Genomic DNA, 25,829 nt, shown 5'->3' with positions numbered 1-25,829 from the left:
AAAGAACAGTTTTAGCATGAAAGAATTTCTGAACATACTCCAGCGATTTGTACCCCCTTACAAAAAGTATCTGGTATTATCGATTGTGTTCAACATCCTGTCAGCCCTGCTCAACATCTTCTCGTTTGCAGCGCTGATTCCCATCCTGCAGATTCTGTTCCAGACCAGCGATGCCAAGACGGCTACTGCGCTGATGGCATGGGACTGGACAAACATCCAGGAGGTATTGATGAACAACATGAACTATTACGTCAATGGTCTGATAGCCGATTATGGTCAGACCACCACCTTGTTACTGATAGGAATCTTTCTGGCCGTCACCACCTTCCTCAAAACAGGAGCTTATTTTCTTTCGGCCGCAACTATCATCCCTATTCGTACAGGTGTGGTTCGCGATATCCGTAATCAATTGTACCAGAAGATTACAGCCCTGCCATTAGGTTTCTTCTCTGAGGAGCGCAAGGGCGATATCATAGCCCGTATGAGTGGCGATGTACAGGAAATCGAGAACTCCATCATGGCATCGCTGGAAATGCTGTTCAAGAATCCTATCCTAATTATCTCCTACTTTGCGGCCCTCATCTTTATTTCATGGCAACTCACCGTATTTACTCTTGTCATAGTGCCCATCATGGGGTGGTTTATGGGATACGTAGGTCGCCGTCTGAAACAAGCCTCCATCAAGGCACAATCGCTTTGGAGCGACACCATGAGTCAGGTTGAAGAAACCTTAGGTGGTCTGCGCATCATCAAAGCCTTCTGTGCCGAAGATAAGATGAATAAACGCTTCGACGCTATCAACTCAGCCTATCGCGATGACATCATGCGCGTTAATATCCGCCAGTCGTCAGCCCATCCTATGAGTGAATTTTTGGGCACCATCCTTATTGTCATCGTCCTCTGGTTCGGAGGAGTATTGGTATTAAACTATCAGGCCCTTTCAGGTCCTATATTCATTTATTATATGGTAATGCTCTACTCCATCATCAACCCTCTAAAGGACTTTTCCAAGGCTGGTTATAACATCCCAAAGGGACTGGCCTCGATGGAACGCGTAGATAAGATTCTGATGGCCGAGAACGTCATCAAGGAGCCAGCTGCCCCACAGCATATTGCCAGCTTTGAGCACCAGATAGAATTCCGTCATGTATCATTCAAGTACGGCGAACAGTGGGTACTGAAGGATATCAACATCGTCATCCCCAAGGGCAAGACTATTGCACTGGTTGGACAGAGCGGTAGCGGCAAATCGACAATGGTCGATCTGATTCCCCGTTACTACGATGTTCAGGAAGGCGAGGTGCTCATCGACGGCATCAACGTCAAGGACTTAGGCATCCACGACCTGCGTCAGTTAATTGGTAATGTGAACCAAGAGGCTATTCTCTTTAATGATTCTTTCCGCAATAACATCTCGTTTGGTGTGGATAACGCTACCCAGCAACAGATAGAAGAGGCTGCCAAGATTGCCAACGCCTACGACTTCATCATGGCATCTGAACAAGGTTTTGATACCAATATCGGTGATCGTGGCGGACGTCTCTCTGGTGGTCAGCGCCAGCGTGTGTCTATCGCTCGTGCCATCCTGAAGAATCCCCCAATTCTGATTCTCGACGAAGCCACCTCTGCTCTCGATACAGAAAGCGAGCGATTGGTTCAGGACGCCCTTGAGCGCCTGATGAAGACACGTACCACTGTGGCCATAGCCCACCGTCTGTCTACCATCAAGAATGCCGATGAAATCTGTGTGCTGCACGATGGTCAGATAGTAGAACGTGGCACCCACGACGAACTATTGAATAGTAACGGCTATTACAAGAAACTCCATGAGATGCAGAGTTAAGTTCCTACTGAGTACCTATCTGTGGACACTGTTGGTGTTCATCATGGCCAAGATATCCTTTATGCTCTTTTGTCAAGAGGAGCATCCGTTTGCCCTTACCGACATGTGGCAGGTTGTATGGCATGGATTAACACTCGATTTATCAACAGCGCTCTACTTCCTGATTCTACCCTTCCTCTTGTCGATAATCAGCATCTGGTACTGGGCCAAATGGCTCACCTATATATTGCGTGGCTATTTCGTGCTGATAGCCATCGCCTTCGCCTTGGCTTTTGTGGCTGACACAAGTCTGTACCCGTTCTGGGAGTTTAAGCTTGACGCCTCATGCCTGCAGTATCTCGAAACGCCTACAGAGGCTATGGCCAGCGTATCGTCTGTCTATCTTGTTTGGCGTTTCTTAGCCATCGCTATTGCGAGCATTGTCATCTATGGTGGCTATCGACCGCTCATGCTACATACGGCATGTTGTTCTTCACGCCAGTGGCTGGAGCTTCTCGTCTATATCCTCACCATACCGCTCATTGTAATTGGTATCCGTGGTGGGCTGGATGAGTCGACCACCAATATTGGGCAGGTGTACTACTCGCAGAACCAGTTTCTCAACCACTCGGCTGTCAACCCCGTATTCAGTTTTCTGTCGTCGTTCGAGAAAACTGCCAGCAACATCGTCGACTACGATTTCTATACAGAAGATACCTGCCAGCAGCTGATGGCAGATTACTACACCACCACCTCTGTCGATACTGATACACTGCTAACGACCAACCACCCTGATGTCATCATCATCTTGATGGAGAGCGCCGGCGAGGTCTTCGCCAAGGGCATGCCGCGCCTGCAACAACTCAAGCAGGAGGGCATCAACTTTGCCAACTGCTTTGCTAACTCATGGCGCACAGATCGTGGCACCGTCTGCACCTATAGCGGCTATCCATCCTTCCCCACCTCATCGGTCATGAAGATGCCCAATAAGACACGTGCCCTCCCAGGCATCGCTTCTTCACTGCAGCAGGCTGGCTACGCGACCACCTATCTCTATGGTGGCGACATCAACTTCACCAATATGCGCAGCTATCTGATAGGAACCGGCTTCAGTCAGCTTATCTGGAAGGACGACTATAAGGACGACGAACGCAACTCTGCCCAATGGGGAGTGCGCGACGATATCACCTTCAAAACCCTGTTGTCGCTCATCAAGCACCCCTCAGACAAACCCCGTTTCATAGGCTATTCCACCCTCAGCAGTCATGAACCATGGGATGTACCTGTCAAGAAATACGACGACGAGATACTCAATGCGTTCTATTATCTCGACTCCTGCATCGGCGAGTTTATCGACCAGCTTAAACAGTCGCCCCAGTGGAAGAACACGCTGGTCATCCTGCTGCCCGACCATAGCTACGACTATGCAGGTGCCAACCAGACACAGCCAGATCGCAACCGTATCCCTATGGTTTGGACAGGTGGCGCCATCAAGAGTTCCAGACAAATCAACACCATCTGTAATCAGACCGACTTGGCAGCTACGCTGTTGGCACAACTGGGTCTGACGCATGACCAGTTCCGCTGGAGCCGCGACATACTCAGTCGTTCTTATCAGCACCCCCTCGCCATGCACACCTATCGCAACGGATTCTCCGTGACGGATTCTACTGGTTTCATGGCATATGATTTCGATGTCAATAGAATAGTAGCCGATAAAAGTACCGACAGCCAACGCTTAGAGCGTATCGGCAAAGCCATCCTACAGGCTACTACCAAAGATTTAAAGGAATTAGGAAAATGAAGCATATCAAACTACCCAGTCTTCTCATGCCCTTATACGCCACCCTCCGCAATCTGTTGGTGGTGTATGTGGTCTATTTTATCGCACGTATCGCCTACCTGCTGGTTAATTTCAGCTACTTAGGCCAAGGTCTGACATTCAGTCACCTGATGGAGATGCTGGGTGGTGGTTTGGTGTTCGACACCTCAGCCATCCTTGTCACCAATATCCCCTACATCGTTCTGATGTTACTCCCCTGGCATGGCAAGGAGAATAAAACCTACCAACGCATTTGCCGTATGGTCTATCTGTTTATCAATGGTATCGCACTGGCCATGAACCTCTGCGACAGCGTTTATTTCCAGTACACCATGCGCCGTACCACCAGTACGGTATTCAGCGAGTTTTCCAACGAGGGTAACTTAGGTTCCATTTTCCTGACAGAAACCCTGCGCCACTTTTATTTGGTGCTGCTCTTCGTGTTCATCATCTGGGCCATGTACAAGCTCTATTGCCCAACAGGTCTGCGCAAGCAGCAACTGCGTTGGCTCACCTACGATGCCAGCAACCTGTTATCGTTAGCGGTTTTTGCCCCCTTTGTGATAGCAGGCATCCGTGGTGGTTTTACTACTGCCGTACGTCCTATCACCATCTCAAACGCTAATCAGTACGTTAATCGTCCTGTCGAGGCCGCCTTGGTACTCAACACCCCATTCTCGATGTATCGCACCATTGGCAAAGCCGTCTTCGTGGTACCCGATTATTATGCAGATGCACAGGAGATGGCACTGGTTTATTCACCCATCCACGAGCCTGTTGATAGTCTACCCATGCAGAAAAAGAATGTGGTGGTACTGATTGTTGAGAGTTTTGGTCGCGAGTATATCGGTGCCTTGAATAAGAACTTAGAGAACGGACGATACAAAGGCTATACACCTTGTATCGACTCTCTCATCAGTCAGAGTATCACCTTCAGTCGCTCGTACTGCAATGGTCGTAAGAGTATCGATGGCATGCCCAGCGTACTGTCGAGCATCCCCATGTTTGTAGAGCCCTTCTTCCTTACGCCCGCCTCGATGAATCATGTCAGCGGTATCGCCAGTCTGCTGGCTGGCGAAGGCTATCAGACGGCCTTCTTCCATGGTGCTCAGCGTGGTTCCATGGGATTCCAGGCATTCTCTCGTGCCACCGGTTTCCAGGACTACTATGGTCGTGAGGACTACGATACCGACAAACGTTTTGGCGGTGATGCCGACTTCGATGGCATGTGGGCCATCTGGGATGAGCCATTCCTACAATACTACGCCACAAAGATGTCGGAGATGAAAGAACCCTTTATGACAGCAGTCTTCACGGCCAGCAGTCACCACCCCTATGTCATCCCAGAGAAATACAAGAACACCTATCCAGAAGAGGGCATCATCATTCACAAGTGTATCCGCTATACAGATATGGCATTAGGCAAGTTCTTTGCGACCGCCAGCAAACAGCCCTGGTTCAAAAACACCATCTTTGTGCTCACCAGCGACCACACCAACCTCTCCGACCACGCCTACTATCAGACCGACTTAGGAGGTTTCTGCTCACCCATTATCATATATGAGCCTGGGCGTACGGATTGCCAGCCAGAAATACAAGATAAGATAGCCCAGCAGATTGATATCCTACCCACCATCATGGGCATGCTCCACTATCCCGAACCCTACTTCGGCTTTGGTATCGATGTGCTCAACACCCCTGCTGAAGATACATGGGCAGTCAACTATCTCAATGGTATCTACCAATATGTAAAACACGGTCATGTGCTGCAATTCGATGGTCAGCACACGCGTGCCGTCTATGCATTGCAGGATTCGCTGATGCGCAACAACCTGAAAGGTAAGGTGGAACAGCAATCCCAGATGGAACGCGAGTTGAAAGCCATCATCCAGCAATACATGGAACGCATGACACAAGATCGGCTAACCCCCTAACCCTGCATAGCACTGCCAAATAGATACTTGTGATGCTTAGCCTTGAAACAGCTATCAATCCGCTTTTTTAGTCTTCTGGCAGTACTCGAACGGTGAACAAATACGGGCGTTTTACATAACTTTTCCAAATCGATAGCAGCCACAGCCTCCTGCACAGAAAGACCTTTCATATAGGCATTCACCATCAGGTTGCTGGCCATAGACACCCAATCTGATTTATTTCCCCAATAGTGACCTATCAGATCTTCGGCCACCTTCAGATTAGTTAACTCATAAAGAGCTATCGATAACGAATATTGTTCTATCACAATCCGTTCAGCTTCATCGTTCAGCATGCCATCACAAAGGGTTAGCGCCAAGCAACTGACTTCCTTCAATTTATCTCTGGGTATAGCTACTACACCTGCATTATACATATCGTGCTGTAATCCCAATGTGATACCACCATACGTATGTGCAGCCACCTGCTTCCACATACGCAGTGTCTTCGTTTTCATACTTGAAGGATGCCCTTCGTTCAGATGCATCATCCCATAACCTGCATCAAGTCGCTCTTTCAGGACTTTCAACGATCCGTAGAGGATAGTATCCGTATCCAGATACATGAGATGGTCATTAGGAAAATGGTTAGCCATATATTCTATGGCCTTAATCTTCACGCGCCAAAAGAAGTCCTTGTCTCCCTTCCACTCATTGATTATTTCGTCTGTTACCGGAATGGTTTCTACTCCACTACCCTTATAGAGTTCCGGATGTGTAGTCATCACAAATATGCAATCATCAGTCTCCAACTGCTTCTGGAATGTACGTATAGACAGATATGCTTGTACATGGTGAACTGGCTGCTCACCAAAAATCATATAGAAGATATTCATTATCCGTTTATTTTTCTATCAATAAATATGTCTGAACAAATCATCAAAATGCTTAAAGTCTTGGGAAGTTAGTTCCTTCACAGGATTCTCAATCCAATATAAGGGTGTTTCATGATACAACGACGCCACCAGCGTAAACGTACTGGGAGCACCTATCAGGTAGTGGCAATGCGACAGCAGACACAGATCCTCGCCTGGATTACCATCAGGGAACACCACCCGGCAATCGCCTAACTGCTCACGATAGTAGTCACGATTCAGTTTAGGGTCATTGCCACAGATATATACCGTTATCCTCTCATTTTCATGTAGCTTTACGAAGTTGCGAATCACATTCACATACTGTTCATCCGAATAGAAGAAGCGCCCACCATAGAACCGTACATAGTCACCTCGACGGATATGTACGCCCAATCGGATGCCCTCACCTAATAAAGGTTTTACCTGCTGCTCCACAGCATCATTGAAAGCAAAAAGCTCAATAATTTCCGGCTTGTATTTCAGAAAAGCATCATACCAGCGTGCCTCCCAACCAGTCACCATCAACAGTTTGCTTGTCAGCATCTGCTGCTCATGAGCGCGATAATCCCCATCCTTCTCATCGAAATGTAAGGTAGGAATCAGTCGCCATTTGGCAGCATACTTCGCAAAGGCATATGTCAGGAAGTTGTGATGCGACGTCTTACAGATATGGAAATACGGATACTTATAGGCGAAACGCATTGACATGGTTTGGCGTCCGTGTGCTCTGCCCCAGGCATAGAAGTGTCCGTACTGCAGGATATTATTGGCCATACGGCCTTTATCGTGAACAAAAATCATGCTTTACTCCTCATTTTTTGGTATTACTTTGCCATCCACCACTTTGAAACGACGTTCAAACTCTTCACGTGTACGCTTCCAGCGGTTATGACTCCAAAGCCAAAGTTCTGGTTGACGACGGATATTCGCTTCCAGCATCTGGTGGTAGATATCCGTTGCCTCAAACTCCTTCAACTGCTCCGGATGACGTGTAATCAACTTAAACTCGGCCTCATAGTATCCTCTCTTTGTCTGAGTCACCTCGAGAAAGAAGAGTGCCTGCCGATTCTTAATGGCGATACGCTCTGTACCAGTCATCACAGGCGTGTCGTGATTCAGGAACCAGCACCAATGGTGGATATTATTCCAATGCGGCACTTGGTCGCCGATATAGCCAAAAATCGTCAATTGGTTCTTCCGCTTATATTCAATGGTTTTGCGCAGGATATCCACCAAAGCAATGCACTCTGCCCCCCAACGCTGACGCTGATTCAACAGGAGCTTATCGAAGACGGGATTTTCGAGAGCATGATATAACTGGCCGCAATGCAACTTATCCGACACACTAAAAGGCAGCGAGGTAATCCATTCCCAATTGAAGGTATGCCCCAAATAGACAGCCACCGACTGTCCTTCCGCTGCACACTGATTCACCACGTCAGTCCCTTTAAATACCATTCTCCGACGTATTTGCTGCTCGCTCATTGTCATGGTCTTCACCAATTCCACGAAATAGTCACACAGGCGATGATAGAACTTACGCTCTATCACAAGCAATTCCTGCTCACTTTTCTCAGGGAATGACTCTGTCAGGTTCTTACGCACCACTCTTACACGATATCCTAACAGTTTATAGAGTATCAGGTAGATGAAGTCACTGAACAGATAGTGAACCCAGAATGGCAATAATGAGAACACATACCAAACGAATCGAACAATATAATACAATACTTTCATACGATGCTAAATATCAGAACTCAATTATCATCAGCGATACGAGCTTTCCCTTCATAGGTCAGGAGGTCATCTCGTTGATATTTATATGATGCAGAAGCCAGAGAGGCCTGCTCATCATAGTGATTAGAATGGACATCAAACAATCCACACATCAGCTCGTACAGCAAGTCGTTAGTCCAATAACGCTCGCGATTAGCCTTCAAGGCTTCAGCCCGTTCAGGGTGACACGCCAGATACTCGTCACTCATGGTCACGAACAGCGGAATACGCACATTTCCGAAACCATCAAAATTTGGTGAACGATGACGATCAGGTATGGTTGCATGGTCACTGAAATAAACCATAGCCTGTAAGTTCAGCTTCTCCGTGGCATATTCATAAATATGCTTCAAGAGTGTATCCGTATAATGGAGTGAATTATAGTAGTTCAATACATCGTCCTGCACATCAAGCTCTCCCCAAACCGTTGCTTCACTCGGATAACGACTCAAGAAGTTGAAATGACTTCCCATCAGGTGGAACACAACCAAGTTATTCTGTTCAGGATCCAATTCATCAAGAAAGCTCAAGAGAGCCTCGTCATATTGCACCTTGCCTAAATCCTCACTGGTCCACTTTGCCACATCCGAGGTATTTGCCACAAGGGTAATAGGCGTATCACTTGCTCCAAGAATTCCTTGATTACTAAACCAATGCACCTGATACCCTAACTGATGAGCCACATCTATCACAGAACACGAATCATAGAATTGTTTGCCATTGTACTGATTATATTCCGTCAACGACTTCTCCAACACCTGAACTGTATGCATAGTACAACTGTACGCATTGCGATAAATCACCGAATGAGTCGCATCCTGAGCCATTTCTCGCATCCAAGGCGTTGTATCATATTCCATAGACTTGAAAGCACTCATATGATCACGGGACCCCGACTCACCAACTACCAGAATGATTGTAGAAGGACGCTTAAATGGTGTCCCTAATGGAGTTACATGAAGGTCTTTTAATCGCAATTCCATTTCGGTCAGATATCGCTGGTTATTGGCCGCATATTCCTTTACATCCAACCACAATCTCACGATACCAGAACGCACTAACATTCCCCGACGAGGTTTAATGATATACCAGCCAAAGAATACCGATGCAACAGACAAAAGCGTCATCTCAACAGGCTGCACATTCCATAGCATAGGTGAATCGGCATTTACCACAAAAAGCAAAACCAAGAGCGAAACAGCAAATAGAGAGACCAGAACCACTTTCCACCACGGATAGGATTTTGCGAACTCTATCACTTCATTTGGATTTGTGTCATGCATCAGTTTCATGCCATTCACATCCACACAAGTGCCATAGAGCCCACCATACACAACCTGTGCCAATAGGATCACTAATACCACATACTCTATCAACGCGGCAACGTAACCAGCTCCAATAGTCCAAAGAGCAGCCAGTAATCCAAAGAAATACATGCCACATGATATGTCACCATAATTTTCGTAGTCAGGCGACGACTTACGATAGGTAATATGATAGAGCAATGGGTAGCATAGCGCCCACAGAAAGCCAACTATCCAAGCCGTAATGATGCCCAACTGAAGTGGATTAACACCAGCAACGACAAACGGTGCCCAAACAACAACAGTCCCAATCAGGAAGCGCCTTGTCTGCTGTCCCTTTGCATAACTTGCCATACCTTTATTACATGTGTAATAAATCAGGCAACTGGTAGCAAATACGAGCAAAACGCCCAATATATATGATAAATATAACATCATCAAACAACCTCTATTTTAGTCTTCCCAGATATTACGGATTTTTACATCGCGGAAGATAGTGAGAGCCCTTTTAAACATACTTCTGGTTACGTCTCTTTTCAGGGCCATTTTCGTATCGATTTGACTATTCCAAGGTTCACCACGCTGCAACACATCGCGCATAAACGAAGAAGAAGTGATGCCCCACTTTCTCAAGAACTGCGTACTGCCATCATTTTTTATAATGCGATGAGTTGACCGTGCCTCAAAATGATAGACACGGCTCTTATCGATGCCTTTAAATATTCTAACCCCCGCATGATAGAGCTTGGCAGAAAAATCCGGATCAGAATACATGCCAGGGCTATACTCTATACTGTAGCCTCCCACCAGATCCCAGAGATCACGGTGCACAATATTAGGCGGCCATGTTGCACCCTTCCAGTCACCATGCTCCAGCGTCTGATACTCACGCAACAGTCGTTCCTCGTCGAATGTATCCACACTCTCACCATAGTTGGCAGGTGCAATCACGCTCTTACAAAAGAACTTTCGAGGCTGTATGAGCGTTGAGGACAGGAAGAACATCTTATGTCCGATTGCCTTGATTTCCTCATAAAGTGCCTCATCCCAACCAGGACAAGTGTACATATCATCATTCATAAACAGCACATAGTCTGTCGTCACCAATGGTCTGAGACCGTTCAGAGCATAACACACACCAATATTCTTTTCCGAATGGGTATATTTCAGTCCTTCGGCCTTTACCCATTCTAGTGTACCATCACTACCGTCGTTTACATGAATCAGCAATTCATGTTCGTATGTTGAGTTCTTCTTGATACTCGCCACGCAGAGTTTCAGAAAATCCAGATTATTCCACGAAGGAATCAATATAGAGAACAAAGGTTTACCCATTTTTCCTTGATGATTTATCATTTCTAGTTCTTTTCTCGATAATCTTAGCAACTAACACAAACTGATAGAAGGCATCCATACCAGCATGCACCAATCCCGGCAGTCCGTCACGGAAGCCCATTTTCAGGATATAATTACGAAAGAATCGCCAGACAGGTCTTCCTATCAGCGCACCTAGGCCATAATTCTTTTCACCACGTTTCTGTTGTTCCCCATCAGTATAAGCATTGGTTTTTCGCACCAAGTCACCAATGGTCTCATCAGCCAGATGAATAAAACGTACATGTCTCAACGAAGCTGGGATTTTCTCTGTCCGTCCTTCCACTTTGGGAAAGGTATGCACATAAGGTGGCCACACCGTCCCCTCACGACGAAAGAAACGCAGCTGGTGGTCGTAGCTAAGACTTTTCGTATAACGGCCCATAAAACGGTTCAGGCGCGGTATATACAATCCGGCAGGACAATCCGGCTCTGCGATTCGGCGATACAGATAGTCACGCAACTCAGGTGTCACAATTTCATCGGCATCCACCACCAGCACCCATGAATAATCTGCCGACTGAATGGCGAACGTACGTGCAGGTTCTGCACTCTTATGGTCAGCCTTTGGGAAAGTCACGATCTTACAACCATATTGCCGAGCAATGTCAAGGGTTCTGTCAGTACTCTCCATATCGCATACCACCACTTCGTCAAAGTCTTTGACGGCCTCAAGCACCTGTGCTAAGTGCTCTTCCGCGTTACGGGTATTGATGACAACCGATATCTTGTTTTGTTCGTTCATTGTGGCGCAAAGGTACAAAAAAAAAGCCAAACAACTGTATTTTCCGCAAAATATTCGTATCTTTGCAGCATATTTTTGCAAGAATGCTGAAAAAAGAGTCCATATCCGAGGCATTACGCTTCTGCGTGGTAGGCGTGGTGGCTACAGCCATTCACTATGGTATATACTGGTGGTTACAGCACCATATAGAGGTGAACATAGCCTATACAGTGGGCTATGTCGTGAGTTTCGTAGCCAACTATCTGCTATCAGCGCGCTATACCTTTCGTGAGCGCACCACAGCCCGTAATGGTTTAGGATTCGTTGGCGCTCATGTGTGCAACTACCTGCTTCAGCTTATGTTGCTCAATATTTTCCTTTGGCTCGGTCTGTCGCGTTCTCTGGCGCCATTAGGTGTTTATGCCATCGCCGTGCCAGTCAATTTTTTTATGATCCGTTTTGTATTTAAACACTTCCGCCGTTCATGATTTCATCTGCCCCACTGATAGGTATCGATGCCAAGCGCATTGTGCGTAATGGCACTGGACTTGGTTCTTATGGCCGCACGCTGGTCAACGATCTGGCCCAGTATCCCCTGCGCCTTAACCTCTATGCGCCCGATAAGGGACGCGAAGACCTCCGCTCGCAAATCATTGCCCGCGAAAACATTGCTTTTGTTTATCCCACCTCACGCCACTTCAAATCTTATTGGCGCAGCCGCGGCATCATTTCCGATCTTGAGCGCGATGGCGTCCAGCTCTACCATGGTCTATCGGGCGAGCTCCCCATCGGCATCCGCCGCAGTGGCATCAAGAGTGTGGTGACCATCCACGACCTTATCTTCCTTCGTCATCCAGAGTTCTATCATCCCATCGATGTGCAGATATATAAGTGGAAGTTCCGTCAGACGCTCCGCGAGGCCGACCATATCATCGCCATCAGCGAATGTACAAAACGCGACATATTAGAATACGGTGGCGACCTCATCTCCGAAAAACGTATCTCGCTTATCTATCAGTCATGCTCGCCCCGTTTCGAGGTATCACCAATCGGCTCACCCGAGAACAGTCAGCGCTATATACTCAGCGTGGGGTCTATCGAGGCGCGCAAGAATGTGCTGCAGGCGGTACAGGCCCTATCCTATCTGCCCGACGAAGTTTCGCTGGTCATCGTAGGGCGCCACACACCTTATACCGATCGCGTATCGGCTTGGGCCGATCAGCACGGTGTGGCGCACCGTGTGCGTATGCTCCATGGCGTCAGCGATGCCGAGCTGCCAGCTCTCTATGCGGGAGCTGAAGCTTTTGTCTATCCCAGTGTTTACGAAGGTTTTGGCATTCCCATCATCGAGGCGGTGCGTTGCGGTCTGCCTGTGGTTGCATGTACGGGGTCCTGTCTCGAAGAGGCTGGCGGTCCCCACAACCTCTACGTTGCCCCAGGTGATGTGTTAGGCATGGCCGATGCCCTCCGCCGCTCGTTGAAAGGTGCTGATGGTCGTGAGCAGCGCATCCAGCTCAGCCAGCAATATGTCCGCCGTTTCGACGGCAATGATGTGGCAGGCCAAGTGGTCCAGCTCTACGAACGTCTGCTCAGAGCGTCCATCTGAACTGCAGATCCAAATCCGTTTGGGCGGAGTGAGCTATCTGTTGATAGCCACTTCCTATCTGCCCCCGGTCAAAGTAATCTGTAACACCCAGTTTAGCAGTTATCATCAGATGCCGCCCTATCTGTGCGCGTGCCATCAACCAATATCGCAACCCCTCACCGTAAAACTGCTGCATCGTGTAAGTATATAGCGGACCATTTTCATACAGATACACGCGACTAGCATAGCTGTCCGTATGGAAATAGCCTACGCCGGCATTCAGTCGCAGCCAATCACAAGTATAGGCCACATTTTCACTCAGCATAGCCCCCAGTTCCGAGTCGGCTGCAGCGCAATAACCGCCATCCAACTGCGTTCTCGCGCTCAACGACGTTGTAGCATATTCCGCACTCAATCGTACACGATGAGTCTTTTCCTTCACTCGCAGTCTGTAACGGGCTGTTAACTTCCAGTTGCCCGTAGTATGTAAACATTGTAACCACTGATCCCAAGAATAGCTCGAAGTTGTTTCACCATATCTGGCCCAAGGGAAATAGGCATAGTCGGTATAAGCTGCGAGTTGCCATTGGGGTGATAGCTGCCAGTTCACACCAAGATATATTCCACTCTCATTCTGTACCCGTCCACCATCACTATAGCTCTGAGCGTCGAGCGAGGTATATTGATAGCTATAGTAGCGCTGTAGTGCCATCACCTTGAGCCCGTTGTTCATGGATAAGCTGATAGTATTGATAGTGGCAATATGTCCCTGCTTATCCGTAGCCGTCTCACCATGCAGAGCCCATTTTCGCCCTGTATAGCCATAATCCACTCCCATGTTCAGGAAGTCAGTGCCTGCTGGCTTATAATAATTGTACAATTGTGTCAGATCCGGACTCAGCGTTCTGTCCAGATGGGTATAGAGCGCATGCAACCCAAGATGATACCGCCCTGCGTCGTATCTCAGAGCACCACCTGTTTTCAACACATGCAGATTGTGTTTCTTGGCCATTTCCGTCGCAGTACGATGATAGTCCGATGTCAGAATCGTGCGTGCCGTGCCGTCGGTGTTCAGCGTTGCATCCATTGGTGCATACGAAACGAAGGCTGTAGCCCGCAGTCCGCATCCCAGATTGAAGGTTGCGCCAGCCCCTTGCAGACTGCCAACGGTTCGCGAAGCATGGGCTCGCAGCGTATTGGTTGTACGTCCCAACTGCTGCAATATAGCAATCTTGCCCAGCGCAAAACTATTATTCATCACCAGTCCCATGCCCATCGCTACACGATAACGTCCCAGTACCAGTGTCTCCACAATTCCCCGTCCTCGCATTTCCAAATAGGGTGCATAGTAGTCGTAACCATATTGGTTTTTGTTACTGAAGAAAGGTTCCCCCGCATCTTGGGCTGCCACCAGTCCCAACTTTAGTTGGTCGCTCTTTGACAACTGATAGCGCAGCCAATGGCGGTAGGGGTAACCTAAATAGCCATTCGTATCACCTTGTCGCTCGTAGCATGGCACACGTACACTCCCTGTCAGTTCATGCTGCAGTCGCGACACCTTCTGAGACTCTTCACCCGCATAGAACAGGCACGCCAGAAGCCGTCTTAGTGGCGATTCTATCTCCCGTATCAATTGTAGCTCTGCCAGTGATTTCATCGCCCCATAGCGGTATCGATAAGCCATCAGCGCTTCCACCTGTTGCGCTGACAAGAAAGGAAGGGCTTCTAAATCCTCACGCGTTACCTTGTTGATGTCAAGAGGATGCTGAGCCAAGTCACACAGCAGGTCGTAAGTCTGCTGCCATGTTTCCGATTCCATATCTTCCGCTGTCATCACCTGATTCAAATACTGCTCCCAAGGTTGAGAAGTCCCTTGGGCATCTAAACGCATAACAGAAAGAAGTAGTAACACTAACAATAGCAGTCTCATGGGTTTATGTTATTTAATTGTTGTTGCAAAGATAATGATTATTTACGAAAATAAATGCAAAAAGCGCAAAAAAGTGAATGAGAATAAAAAAAATAGCATTACCTTTGCACCCGAAATGAGACAACATGCAATCATCGCATTACTCCTTTGTTCCTCCTACGCGTTGGCTCAGGAGGAGCAGCGGCTGACCGCTGAGCAGGTGCTGGCGGAGATGGACTCGCCCACCTTTGTGCCAACCGTCAAGGTGGGAAAGGTGCTCCATGAAGGTGACAGCATACAGTATATGGAGATGAACAATGTGTATGTGTACCCTCAGCTGACGTTTAAGAACAAACGACAGGCGCAGCAGTATATGCGATTGGTGCAGAACGTAAAGAAGGTTCTCCCCATAGCCAAGGAAGCGCGTATGATGCTGATAGAGACTACGGAGTATCTGGAGACTCTATCAAACGACAAGGAGAAGGCAGAGCATATGAAGCGCGTAGAAGAGGATATCTTTAAAACCTACAAACCGAAAATGAAGAAACTGACCTACAGCCAAGGTAAGTTGCTGATAAAACTCATTGACCGCGAGTGCCATTCGAGCAGCTACGACATGATCAAAGCTTTTATGGGCCCCATACGTGCAGGATTCTGGCAGGTGTTTGCCTGGGGATTCGGTGCCAGTCTGAAAAAAGAATACGACGCTCAAGGTGTGGACCGTCTGACCGAGCGTGTGGTACTCATGGTGGAGAGCGGACAGATTTGATTTTTCGCAAATAAATTTTGTTTTTTCATCAAAATTGTATAACTTTGCAGACGAAATAAATATCTATTGTGTGGAAAAAGCTGAGTTTAAATTACTAAATAGAATCCAAACACCTCAGGATTTGAGAAAACTGCAGGTGGACGAACTACCACAGGTGTGCGACGAACTGCGACGCGACATCATCGAAGAGGTAGCGGTAAACCCCGGTCACCTGGCTTCAAGTCTGGGTGTAGCCGAGATTACCGTGGCCCTACACTATGTGTACAACACACCAGAAGACCGCATCGTTTGGGACGTAGGACACCAAGCCTACGGACATAAGATACTGACAGGCAGAAAAGAACAGTTCTGCACCAACCGCAAACTGGGCGGCATCAAGCCTTTCCCATCGCCCGAAGAGAGTGAATACGACACCTTTGCCTGCGGCCATGCCAGCAATTCGGTATCGGCTGCCTTAGGTATGGCCGTGGCTGCTGAGTTAAAAGGAGAGAAGAAACGCCACGTGGTAGCGGTGATAGGCGACGGCGCACTGAGCGGCGGACTGGCCTTTGAGGGACTGAACAATGTATCGAGCAGTCCCAACGACCTGCTCATCATCCTGAACGACAACGACATGAGTATCGACCGTGCCGTGGGCGGCATGCAGAAATACCTGCTCAACCTGAGCACCAACGAATGTTATAACGCCTTTAAGTTTAAGGCCAACCGTTGGCTGAACCGCCACGGACTGATGAATGACGACCGTAAGAAAGGGCTCATCCGACTGACCAATGCCATGAAGAGCGCCATCTCACACCAACAGAACATCTTCGACGGCATGAATATCCAATACTTCGGTCCTTTCAACGGACACGACGTAAAGGAACTGGTACGTATCCTGAGCCAGTTGAAGGAGATGAGCGGTCCCAAGCTGCTACACCTGCACACCCAAAAGGGACATGGTTATGCGCCGGCAGAGAAGGATGTGACCATCTGGCACGCTCCAGGCAAATTCAATCCAGATACAGGTGAGCGCATCGTAGACAACGACCCTACTAAACCACAGAAATACCAAGACGTGTTCGGACATACGCTGCTGGAACTTGCCCAGCAGAATCCAAAGATTGTAGGCGTAACGCCTGCCATGCCCAGCGGCTGCTCGATGAATATCATGATGAAGGAGATGCCTGAGCGCACCTTCGACGTGGGTATCGCCGAGGGCCACGCCGTAACTTTCAGCGGCGGTATGGCTAAAGACGGGTTGCTGCCATTCTGTAATATTTACAGTGCCTTTGCACAGCGCGCATTCGATAATATCATACATGACGTGGCATTGCTGAACCTGAACGTAGTGTTCTGCTTTGACCGTGCCGGATTGGTGGGCGAAGACGGACCTACACACCATGGCGCCTTCGACTTGGCAGCCCTGAGACCTGTGCCCAATCTGACTATCTGCTCGCCACTCGACGAGCATGAGCTGCGACGACTGATGTACACGGCACAGTTGCCCAATAAGGGACCATTCGTGATACGCTACCCACGCGGTGGCGGTGAATTGCAGGACTGGCGCTGCCCATTAGAGGAGATCGAGGTAGGCACAGGACGCAAACTGCATGAAGGAAAGGATGTAGCCGTGCTGAGCATTGGTCCGATAGGCAACAACGTCACCCGCGCCATTGAGCAACTGTCAACTGACAATTGTCAGCTATCTATTGCACACTACGACATGCGATTCCTGAAACCTCTCGACGAGAAGATCCTCGAAGAGGTGGGACGTAACTTCAAACGCATCATCACTGTTGAGAACGGTGTAAAGCAAGGCGGATTAGGCAGTGCCGTATTAGAGTGGATGAACGATCACGGCTACACCCCAAGGGTACAACGATTAGGACTGCCCGACCACTTTGTGGAGCACGGTACCGTGAAGGAGCTGCAACACATCGTAGGCATCGACGAGGAAGGTATCAAAAAAGCTATACTGGAGAAATGAAGATTGTAATAGTAGGTGCAGGCGCCGTTGGAACACACCTGGCAAGATTGTTGTCGAGAGAGCATCAGGACTGCGTGCTGATAGATGCTGACGATGAACGTCTGGCAAAGATGAGCGAATATGACGTGATGACATACTGCGCATCGCCCACTAGCATCAAGGCGCTGAAGGAGGCTGGCGTGCAGCATGCCGACCTGTTTGTAGGCGTAACGCCTGAGGAAAGCACCAATATCAATGCCTGTATTCTGGCACACGCTTTAGGTGCCAAGAAAACCGTGGCACGTATCGACAACTACGAGTACTTAGCACCCAACCTGCAGTCATTCTTCAAGAACTTAGGACTCGACTCACTCATCTATCCTGAGGTGCTGGCTGCCATCGACATTAACAACGGTCTGAAGCTGTCGTGGGTACGACAGCGCTGGGACGTACACGATGGCGCACTGACACTGTTGGGCGTAAAACTGAGAGAACAAGCCGAGATACTGAACCAGCCACTGAAAGACCTGTGCGGACCTGATGATCCCTATCACATCGTGGCTATCAAACGAGGCGGCGACACCATCATACCCAGCGGACTCGACGAACTGCGCGTGGGCGACCTGGCTTACTTCATGACCACCAAGAGCTATATTCCCTATATCCGCAAGATTGTGGGCAAGGAGCACTATACCGACGTGAAGAACGTGATCATGATGGGCGGCAGCAAGACCACCGTACGTGCGGCGCTGACCACCCCCGACTACATGCACGTGAAGATTATCGAGAAGGACGCCAAGCGCTGCGAACAGCTGAACGAGCTATTGGAGAATCAGGACACCATGGTGATTCACGGCGACGGACGCGACTTAGGACTGTTAGAGGAGGAAGGAATCCGCAATACACAGGCCTTCGTTGCACTGACAGAGAATGCCGAGACCAACATTCTGGCCTGTCTCACAGCCAAGAAGATGGGCGTACGCAAGACCGTGGCCATGGTTGAGAACCTGGACTACGTGAGCATGGCCGAGAGCTTGGACATCGGTACCATCATCAACAAGAAGACCATTGCCGCCAGCCATATCTACCAGATGCTACTGGATGCCGACGTAAACAACCTGCGCTCGCTGATGATGGTTGACAGCGAGGTGGCTGAGTTTACAGCTGCAGAGGACTCGAAGGTGACCAAGAAACCCGTGAAGGACTTAGGGCTGCCATTCGGAGTAACGATTGGTGGACTGGTACGCAAGGGACAGGGCATGCTGGTAAACGGAAACTCACAGATCGAGGCAGGCGACTCGGTGATGGTGTTCTGTCATGAGCAGAAATTAAACAACATAGAGAAATATTTCAAGAAGAATACGATATGGTAAACTTCCGTATCATCAGTAAGATCATAGGCTCACTGCTCTTCATCGAGGGACTGTTTCTCTCGCTATGCGCCCTGATGTCGTTCCTCTATCATGAGGACGACCTGATGGCCTTTCTCGTATCGTTATTGGCAACTTTCGGTAGCGGTTTCTTCTTTATGTACCTGGGACGCGACTCCGACAACAGCCTGAACCGTAGAGATGCCTACCTGCTGGTGACTGCTGCCTGGGCGGTATTCTCGTTCTTCGGCATGCTTCCCTTCCTGACACACGGCTGCATCACGAATATCACAGATGCCTTCTTCGAATCCACTTCAGGCTTCACCACTACAGGCGCCTCGATTATCGACGACGTAGAGATACTGCCCCACGCCATCCTTTTCTGGCGATCGCTGACACAATGGATTGGCGGCTTGGGAATCGTATTCTTCACTATCGCCATCCTCCCGTCGCTGGTAGGTGGTAGCGTCAAAGTGTTTGCTGCCGAAGCTACCGGACCTATCAAGGCAAAGATGCACCCACGACTGACCACCACTGCCAAGTGGATCTGGAGTATCTATGTGATTCTCACCTTGGCATGCGGACTGGCATACTGGGCTGCCGGCATGAACTGGTTTGAGGCGCTGAACTACTCGATGACCACTACAGCCACTGGCGGATTTGCTATACACAACGAGAGCACGGAGTACTTCCACTCACCCACTATCGACTACATCTCGATCACGTTCCAGTTCCTATCGGGTATCAACTTCACCTTATTATATATCAGCATCATCAAGATGCGCGTAAAGGCCCTCTTTACCAACTCAGAGTTCAAACTCTATCTCGGTATGGTGGCAGGCGCAACCCTTTGGATCATGTATCTGCTCCTGACGCGTATGGACTACGACCTGGAGCACGCTTTCCGTAGTGCTCTGTTCCAAGTAGTATCGTTTATCACCACCACAGGTATGTTCAACGAGGATGCCGGCACCTGGCCCCATATCACATGGGTCATCTTAGGCGTGGTGATGTACTTAGGCGCCTGTGCTGGTAGTACCAGTGGCGGATTCAAGTGCATCAGAGGCGTGATGCTGCTGAAGGTGATCCGCAACAACTTCCGCCAGATACTGCACCCCAACGCTGTACTGCCCGTGAAGATCAACGGCATCAGCATTCCACAATCGAAGCTGGTGGCGCTATTCGCCTTCTTCACACTGACCATGCTCATGACACTCGTCACCGCCACCATCATGATTGTGGCAGGTATCGATAATACAAATGCTATCACCATAGCCCTCAGCTGCGTAAGCAATGTCGGCCCCACCCTCGGCACACAGATTGGTCCCGTCATGTCGTGGTCAGTCCTACCCGAGTATATCAAGTGGATTCTCTGTCCGCTGATGCTGATGGGACGTCTGGAAATCATGACGGTACTGGTGCTGTTTACACCTAGTTTCTGGAAAGAAAATTAAACTAACAACTATTATTATAACGAGAACAATGTACAAATTTGAACCACTGCTTAAGCAGACGCTCTGGGGAGGCGACAAGATTATCCCCTTTAAGAACTTAAAAGATCAACTGGAAAACGTAGGCGAAAGCTGGGAGATTTCAGGTGTTAACAACAATGAGACCATCGTAGCCGAAGGACCTGACAAAGGTAAGAGTCTGAACGAACTGGTACGCGAGCAGAAAGGCCAACTGGTGGGCGAAGACAACTACCAGCGCTTTGGCGACGAGTTCCCATTACTCATCAAGTTTATCGACGCACGTCAGGATCTGAGCATACAGGTACACCCCACCGACGAGATAGCCCATCGCCAAGGCAAGAGTCGTGGCAAGACCGAGATGTGGTATGCCTTGGAGTCAACACCGGGCGCACAACTCTACAACGGACTGAAGCAGCAGATCACACCCGATCAGTACAAGCAGATGGTAGCTAACGATACCATCACAGATGCATTAGCTCGCTACGAGGTGAGCGAGGGCGACGTGTTCTTCATCCCTGCAGGACGTATCCATGCCATTGGCGCTGGCTGTTTTGTGGCTGAGATCCAGCAGACCAGCGACGTGACCTACCGTATCTACGACTTCAAGCGCAAGGATAAGAACGGCAACTATCGTGAGTTGCACACCGAACTGGCGGCTGAGAGCATCGACTACACCGTACTGCCCAACTACCGTACCGAATACGAGCGCACCAAGAATGTGGGTGTACAAGTGGCTACATGTCCCTATTTCACCACAGCCGTGTACGACCTGACTGAGCCCATGACGCTTGACTACTCAGAGCTCGACTCGTTTGTCATCCTGATTGCAGTCAAGGGCGAGGGCACCATCAAGGCTGATGGCGAGGAGACCACTTTCCGTATGGGCGACACCATCCTGCTGCCAGCGACTACTGGCGAAGTCAAGATCGAGGGCGAAGTAAAGTTCTTAGAGACGTTCGTCTAAATACTGACGGATGTCGGATTGCAGGCGTTGGAATTGTTCGCAACTCATGTAGCCCGTATTTTTCTTAAGCATCGACTTAATGTCCTGCAGCGAGTTTTCGTAGCAGGACATTTCATTTCGCTTCTGCGTACGATGAGCCACTGCATGATAGATCTCGTTCTGGCGCTCCTGGCGCAGCTGGTTACACACCTTCGACAGCATGGGCGACACCACGGTATCAAACAGATGGTGTCCCTGTATATATAAATAGGTGGTCTGTGGCGTTACCCCCAGAGCACGGATATCGTCCTTGGTCTGCAGATATTCATCCTTGGCATCTGGGAACAGGCGCTGCAGTTCATTGACCTTGGTGCGCACCTTGTGCTTCAACTTGTTGATAGAGGTAGCAGGATTCTGCACACTGAATCCGCCTGGATCGGCTATCCGACAGAAGTCGGTGATGGAGAACCTGGGGTAGTTGCCATTGCGATACACCATGATACTCCACACAAACAGCGGGAAGATGGCCTCGGAGAACTGCAGGAAATAGTCGCGGAAATCGAAGATACGATGGTCGTTGAGCGTCACTGACACACAGACATTATGCAACGAAGGGGCATAGCACTGGTAGTTCTCGATGGCATACACGTAGGTATGGAATACATACGGACTCTCTAACACACGACGCGACTGGTGGGTGCGCCCCTGAATAAGATAATCGTAGTCGGCATCCACACAAGCTATCATATCACGCCCCAGCGGCTCGCCTTCAAGGAAGTTCATCAGGACTGACTTCTTACCACGTGTAAGGTTGATTTTCGAGGGCAGCATCACCTCGAAATAGCGCTTATCGTTCTCGAAATCAGAGAGTACCGTTCGCCAGAAGTAGATATCATCATAGCTCTCGACATAGGCCACTATCCTACGTCGTGCCTTCTTGGAGGTCAGTGCATTGGCCGCCTCGAAATACTTGCTATTCAGATTATCCCTCAGCCTATTTGGCATAATTGTCAATTATCAATCATCAATTGTCAATTAGACCGTGATATCGCTCACTTCAGTTACGGAGTCAACCCAGCCATTCATGACGATAGCAGGCGAATGGGTGGTGAGGATAATCTGTACGTTGGGATTCAACTCGATACAGAGATCCACAAGGCGTTTCTGCCACTCGAAATGCAGCGATACCTCAGGCTCGTCCATAAACAGCACATAAGGCTCGTTATCCTCCACCAACACAGTGAGCAGGATAGCTAACATCTGCTTCTCGCCACTCGACAGCTGGTAGGGCAACAGCACCTCGCCTATCTGCGTGAAGCGGAGCTCGTTCTCTGTACGGATAATTTTCTTGCCAGTATCGCGAAACAACTCGTCGACGATATCCTGGAAGCGTGTCTTTTTCTGTGATAGTTTCTGGGCAGCATCGGCATTACCAGCCTGAAGCTGTTCGATAATGCGATTGCCTATATTCACCTGATAGTCCAGGTATTTGCGCTGGAGGTTGTACAACTGGATGTCGAGCAGCGAACCACCACCCACACCCGCAAGCGCAGAGAGTGCCTGACGGAGGAAGCCCTCGCCCTCAGTAAGCGACTGCTGCAGGTTGGAGTCGAGCGAGCGGATCATGTCGTAACGGATCCACTTGGCATCCTCGGGCACCACATCCAAGCGTACTCCCTTCAACATGTGTGAGGGGAACTCGCCGCCAGCAGCCAATCCCTTCACCACCTTGTTGAGGATAGTACTCTTACCCACACCGTTAATGCCACTCAGGATGTTCACCTGACGGTTCAGCTCCCACACGATATGTTTCTTCCCGCTCCACAGCGAGTCAATCTCTATTCGTTTGATATAATCGGCATATTTAGGCATAGGCAATGGGTATTAAAAGATGATAACCTTATTCGATATCAATAACGCGCGACTTCATAGGCTGGCGTTTCTCACCTGGATGCCAGAAGTCGTAGAGGGCAATTTCGAATACCAGGTTGGTGTAACCTGGAATACTATTGTAGCTACTGGCACCATAGCCCAGCGTATAGGGGATACGAACACGCCAGCGATCGCCAATGTGCATGTGCTGCAGGGCTGTTGAGAAGCCATCCACCCACGACTGGCCATCAGCGGTATAGGCACGATCCCACGAAAAATCCTTCTGTGTATAAGTCTGGTCGAAGACCAATCCTTCCGGATAGGATGTGGTGGGGATGTAATGCCCACGATAAGCCACACGGCAGGTATCAGTATAGAGTGGCGACTCTGTACCCTCGCCTTCCTCAAGCACCTCCACATAAATATAGTCGGAGTTGGTCAAGCCCTGAGCCGTAGCATCCTTGGTATAAGTCAGAATCTTCTGATAGCTGGTGTTCTTGGCCCACTCAGTGATGACAGCCTCGTTCTTCTGCTCCCAGTTACCGAACTCATCTTCCTCAGTAGTATCTTCGCTGCACGATGATACCATCCCCACAAGTGGGAACAGTATCACGCTCAGCAATATGTATTTCCAATTCTTCATTGTTTACTGGAGTTTCTTCAGCAATGATGCGATGCTCACCTTATCCTCGATGATAGAGTTCAGATCGCTGATGTTCACACGCTCCTGCTCCATAGTGTCGCGGAAACGCAGAGTTACCTTACCATCGGTGAGGGTGTCGTGGTCTACTGTTACGCAATAAGGCGTACCGATGGCATCCTGACGACGATAACGCTTTCCGATAGAATCCTTCTCATCGTACTGGCAGTTGAAGTGGAACTTCAGCTGGTCGATAATCTCACGAGCCTTCTCGGGCAGACCGTCCTTCTTAACCAGAGGCATCACAGCACACTTAACAGGAGCCAGAGCTGCGGGCAACTTCAGTACGGTACGTGTCTCACCATTCTCGAGTTTCTCCTCCTCGAAGGCGTGGCACATAATGCTCAGGAACATACGGTCAACACCAATAGATGTCTCGATAACATACGGTGTATAGCTCTCGTTGGTCTGAGGATCGAAGTACTTGATGCTCTTGCCAGAGAACTTCTCGTGCTGCGAGAGGTCGAAGTTGGTACGAGAGTGGATACCCTCAACCTCCTTGAAGCCGAATGGCATCTTAAACTCGATATCGGTAGCAGCGTTGGCATAGTGAGCCAGCTTGTCGTGGTCGTGGAAACGGTAGTTCTCAGCACCGAAGCCCAGGGCCTGATGCCACTTCATACGGGTCTCCTTCCACTTGGGGAACCACTCGAGCTCTGTACCAGGCTGTACGAAGAACTGCATCTCCATCTGTTCGAACTCACGCATACGGAAGATGAACTGACGGGCAACAATCTCGTTACGGAAAGCCTTACCGATCTGTGCGATACCGAAAGGAATCTTCATACGACCGGTCTTCTGCACGTTCAGGTAGTTCACAAAGATACCCTGAGCGGTCTCAGGACGCAGGTAAACCTTCATTGAAGCATCGGCGCTGGCACCCATCTCAGTAGCAAACATCAGGTTGAACTGACGTACATCGGTCCAGTTCTTGGTACCGCTGATAGGATCCACGATCTCCTCGTCGAGGATAATCTGCTTGAGGGCCTCGAGATCCGGTCCCTGCATAGCCTCAGCATAGCGGGCGTGCAGGTTGTCGCGCTTCTCCTTGGTCTCCTTCACGCGCTCGCTGGTCTCCATGTACTTAGCCTCGTCGAAGCTGTCGCCGAAACGCTTGCGAGCCTTCTCCACTTCCTTCTGGATCTTCTCGTCGTACTTGGCAATCTGGTCCTCGATGAGCACGTCAGCGCGATAACGCTTCTTAGAGTCACGGTTGTCGATCAAGGGATCGTTGAAAGCATCTACGTGTCCTGATGCCTTCCATATGGTGGGGTGCATAAAGATGGCGCTATCGATACCAACGATGTTCTCATGAAGCATCGTCATAGCCTTCCACCAGTACTGCTTAATGTTATTCTTCAACTCTACACCGTTCTGTCCATAATCGTAAACGGCTCCTAAACCATCGTAAATCTCACTTGAGGGGAATACAAAGCCATACTCCTTACAGTGGCTTACGATCTTCTTAAATACATCTTCTTGTGCCATAATAAACGTTTATTTTGCTATTTTGGGTGCAAAGATACACAAATAAATCGAGAATTGTTCATGGTGGATTGATAATTAACAAAAAATCAGAGAAAATCCCCGCCATCTGGCGAGGATTAAT

Annotated in this window: 21 protein-coding genes; 10 read left to right on the top strand and 11 right to left on the bottom strand. The window is 49.1% G+C overall.

Features of this window, described 5'->3' with window-relative positions:
* Positions 1-16: 16 nt before the first annotated feature.
* The 3 genes from T491_RS0107605 to T491_RS0107595 are packed head-to-tail and all read left to right on the top strand — an operon-like array spanning position 17 to position 5,578.
* Positions 17-1,843 (top strand): ABC transporter ATP-binding protein, encoded by a 1,827-nt coding sequence (locus T491_RS0107605; protein ID WP_028903368.1) that lies wholly within the window; start codon positions 17-19, stop codon positions 1,841-1,843.
* A complete protein-coding gene (locus T491_RS0107600) occupies positions 1,827-3,626 on the top strand; it encodes an LTA synthase family protein (protein ID WP_028903367.1) in 1,800 nt (599 codons plus the stop codon). The genes T491_RS0107605 and T491_RS0107600 overlap by 17 nt, the downstream gene beginning before the upstream one ends.
* A complete protein-coding gene (locus T491_RS0107595) occupies positions 3,623-5,578 on the top strand; it encodes an LTA synthase family protein (protein WP_036915647.1) in 1,956 nt (651 codons plus the stop codon). The genes T491_RS0107600 and T491_RS0107595 overlap by 4 nt, the downstream gene beginning before the upstream one ends.
* Here T491_RS0107595 and T491_RS0107590 read toward each other — a convergent pair.
* The 6 genes from T491_RS0107590 to T491_RS0107565 all read right to left on the bottom strand — a co-directional run bounded on the left by T491_RS0107590 (position 5,575) and on the right by T491_RS0107565 (position 11,673).
* Positions 5,575-6,453 carry a hypothetical protein gene (locus T491_RS0107590; RefSeq protein WP_028903365.1) on the bottom strand — a complete coding sequence of 293 codons (879 nt, stop codon included), beginning with the start codon at positions 6,451-6,453 and terminating at the stop codon, positions 5,575-5,577. The two genes, T491_RS0107595 and T491_RS0107590, sit on opposite strands and share 4 nt — an antisense overlap.
* An 18-nt stretch (positions 6,454-6,471) precedes the next feature.
* Positions 6,472-7,275: an alpha-1,2-fucosyltransferase gene (locus tag T491_RS0107585; protein ID WP_028903364.1), complete on the bottom strand. Its 804-nt coding sequence runs from the start codon at positions 7,273-7,275 to the stop codon at positions 6,472-6,474.
* A gap of 3 nt (positions 7,276-7,278) precedes the next feature.
* Entirely contained in the window at positions 7,279-8,211 is a 933-nt protein-coding gene (locus tag T491_RS0107580) for a lysophospholipid acyltransferase family protein (RefSeq protein WP_028903363.1), read from the bottom strand.
* Positions 8,212-8,231: 20 nt separating this feature from the next.
* Positions 8,232-9,908, bottom strand: coding sequence for a phosphoethanolamine transferase (locus T491_RS0107575; RefSeq protein WP_028903362.1), 1,677 nt, complete (start codon positions 9,906-9,908; stop codon positions 8,232-8,234).
* Positions 9,909-10,007: 99 nt separating this feature from the next.
* Positions 10,008-10,910: a glycosyltransferase family 2 protein gene (locus T491_RS0107570; RefSeq protein WP_231480207.1), complete on the bottom strand. Its 903-nt coding sequence runs from the start codon at positions 10,908-10,910 to the stop codon at positions 10,008-10,010.
* Positions 10,882-11,673: a glycosyltransferase family 2 protein gene (locus T491_RS0107565; protein WP_028903360.1), complete on the bottom strand. Its 792-nt coding sequence runs from the start codon at positions 11,671-11,673 to the stop codon at positions 10,882-10,884. Before T491_RS0107565 ends, T491_RS0107570 begins: the two co-directional genes overlap by 29 nt.
* An 83-nt stretch (positions 11,674-11,756) precedes the next feature.
* Here T491_RS0107565 and T491_RS0107560 point away from each other — a divergent pair, with 83 nt between their 5' ends.
* On the top strand, positions 11,757-12,140 hold the full coding sequence (locus T491_RS0107560) for a GtrA family protein (protein WP_028903359.1): 384 nt from the start codon (positions 11,757-11,759) through the stop codon (positions 12,138-12,140).
* Positions 12,137-13,258 carry a glycosyltransferase family 1 protein gene (locus tag T491_RS0107555; protein ID WP_028903358.1) on the top strand — a complete coding sequence of 374 codons (1,122 nt, stop codon included), beginning with the start codon at positions 12,137-12,139 and terminating at the stop codon, positions 13,256-13,258. The genes T491_RS0107560 and T491_RS0107555 overlap by 4 nt, the downstream gene beginning before the upstream one ends.
* Here the strand turns inward: T491_RS0107555 and T491_RS0107550 are convergent.
* Positions 13,242-15,056: a helix-hairpin-helix domain-containing protein gene (locus T491_RS0107550; RefSeq protein WP_197018823.1), complete on the bottom strand. Its 1,815-nt coding sequence runs from the start codon at positions 15,054-15,056 to the stop codon at positions 13,242-13,244. The two genes, T491_RS0107555 and T491_RS0107550, sit on opposite strands and share 17 nt — an antisense overlap.
* A 226-nt stretch (positions 15,057-15,282) precedes the next feature.
* Here T491_RS0107550 and T491_RS0107545 point away from each other — a divergent pair, with 226 nt between their 5' ends.
* The 5 genes from T491_RS0107545 to T491_RS0107525 all read left to right on the top strand — a co-directional run bounded on the left by T491_RS0107545 (position 15,283) and on the right by T491_RS0107525 (position 21,669).
* Positions 15,283-15,915: a DUF4294 domain-containing protein gene (locus T491_RS0107545; protein ID WP_028903356.1), complete on the top strand. Its 633-nt coding sequence runs from the start codon at positions 15,283-15,285 to the stop codon at positions 15,913-15,915.
* A 70-nt stretch (positions 15,916-15,985) separates the two neighbouring features.
* Positions 15,986-17,884 (top strand): 1-deoxy-D-xylulose-5-phosphate synthase, encoded by a 1,899-nt coding sequence (gene dxs / locus T491_RS0107540; RefSeq protein ID WP_028903355.1) that lies wholly within the window; start codon positions 15,986-15,988, stop codon positions 17,882-17,884.
* Complete coding sequence (gene trkA, locus T491_RS0107535) at positions 17,881-19,236, top strand: Trk system potassium transporter TrkA (protein ID WP_028903354.1); 1,356 nt, start codon at positions 17,881-17,883, stop codon at positions 19,234-19,236. The genes dxs and trkA overlap by 4 nt, the downstream gene beginning before the upstream one ends.
* Complete coding sequence (locus T491_RS0107530; protein ID WP_028903353.1) at positions 19,230-20,687, top strand: TrkH family potassium uptake protein; 1,458 nt, start codon at positions 19,230-19,232, stop codon at positions 20,685-20,687. Before trkA ends, T491_RS0107530 begins: the two co-directional genes overlap by 7 nt.
* 28 nt (positions 20,688-20,715) lie before the next feature.
* Positions 20,716-21,669: a type I phosphomannose isomerase catalytic subunit gene (locus T491_RS0107525; protein ID WP_028903352.1), complete on the top strand. Its 954-nt coding sequence runs from the start codon at positions 20,716-20,718 to the stop codon at positions 21,667-21,669.
* On the opposite strand, the gene T491_RS0107520 is transcribed toward T491_RS0107525, so the two are convergent.
* Genes T491_RS0107520 through T491_RS0107505 form a run of 4 tightly spaced genes read right to left on the bottom strand, consistent with a single transcriptional unit; the run spans position 21,652 to position 25,708 of the window.
* Positions 21,652-22,653: a DUF4435 domain-containing protein gene (locus T491_RS0107520; protein ID WP_028903351.1), complete on the bottom strand. Its 1,002-nt coding sequence runs from the start codon at positions 22,651-22,653 to the stop codon at positions 21,652-21,654. The genes T491_RS0107525 and T491_RS0107520 overlap by 18 nt on opposite strands.
* A 30-nt stretch (positions 22,654-22,683) precedes the next feature.
* Positions 22,684-23,520, bottom strand: a complete 837-nt coding sequence (locus T491_RS0107515) for an AAA family ATPase (protein ID WP_028903350.1) — start codon at positions 23,518-23,520, stop codon at positions 22,684-22,686.
* A 28-nt stretch (positions 23,521-23,548) separates the two neighbouring features.
* On the bottom strand, positions 23,549-24,163 hold the full coding sequence (locus T491_RS15970; RefSeq protein ID WP_051523029.1) for an FKBP-type peptidyl-prolyl cis-trans isomerase: 615 nt from the start codon (positions 24,161-24,163) through the stop codon (positions 23,549-23,551).
* Positions 24,164-24,166: 3 nt separating this feature from the next.
* Positions 24,167-25,708 carry a glycine--tRNA ligase gene (locus T491_RS0107505; RefSeq protein WP_028903349.1) on the bottom strand — a complete coding sequence of 514 codons (1,542 nt, stop codon included), beginning with the start codon at positions 25,706-25,708 and terminating at the stop codon, positions 24,167-24,169.
* Positions 25,709-25,829 lie beyond the last annotated feature (121 nt).

The sequence above is a fragment of the Prevotella sp. P6B4 genome, from assembly GCF_000619985.1.
Classification (GTDB): Bacteria; Bacteroidota; Bacteroidia; order Bacteroidales; family Bacteroidaceae; genus Prevotella.
The sequence above is the reverse complement of the archived record's forward strand: the minus strand, read 5'-3'. Positions and strand labels throughout refer to the sequence as shown.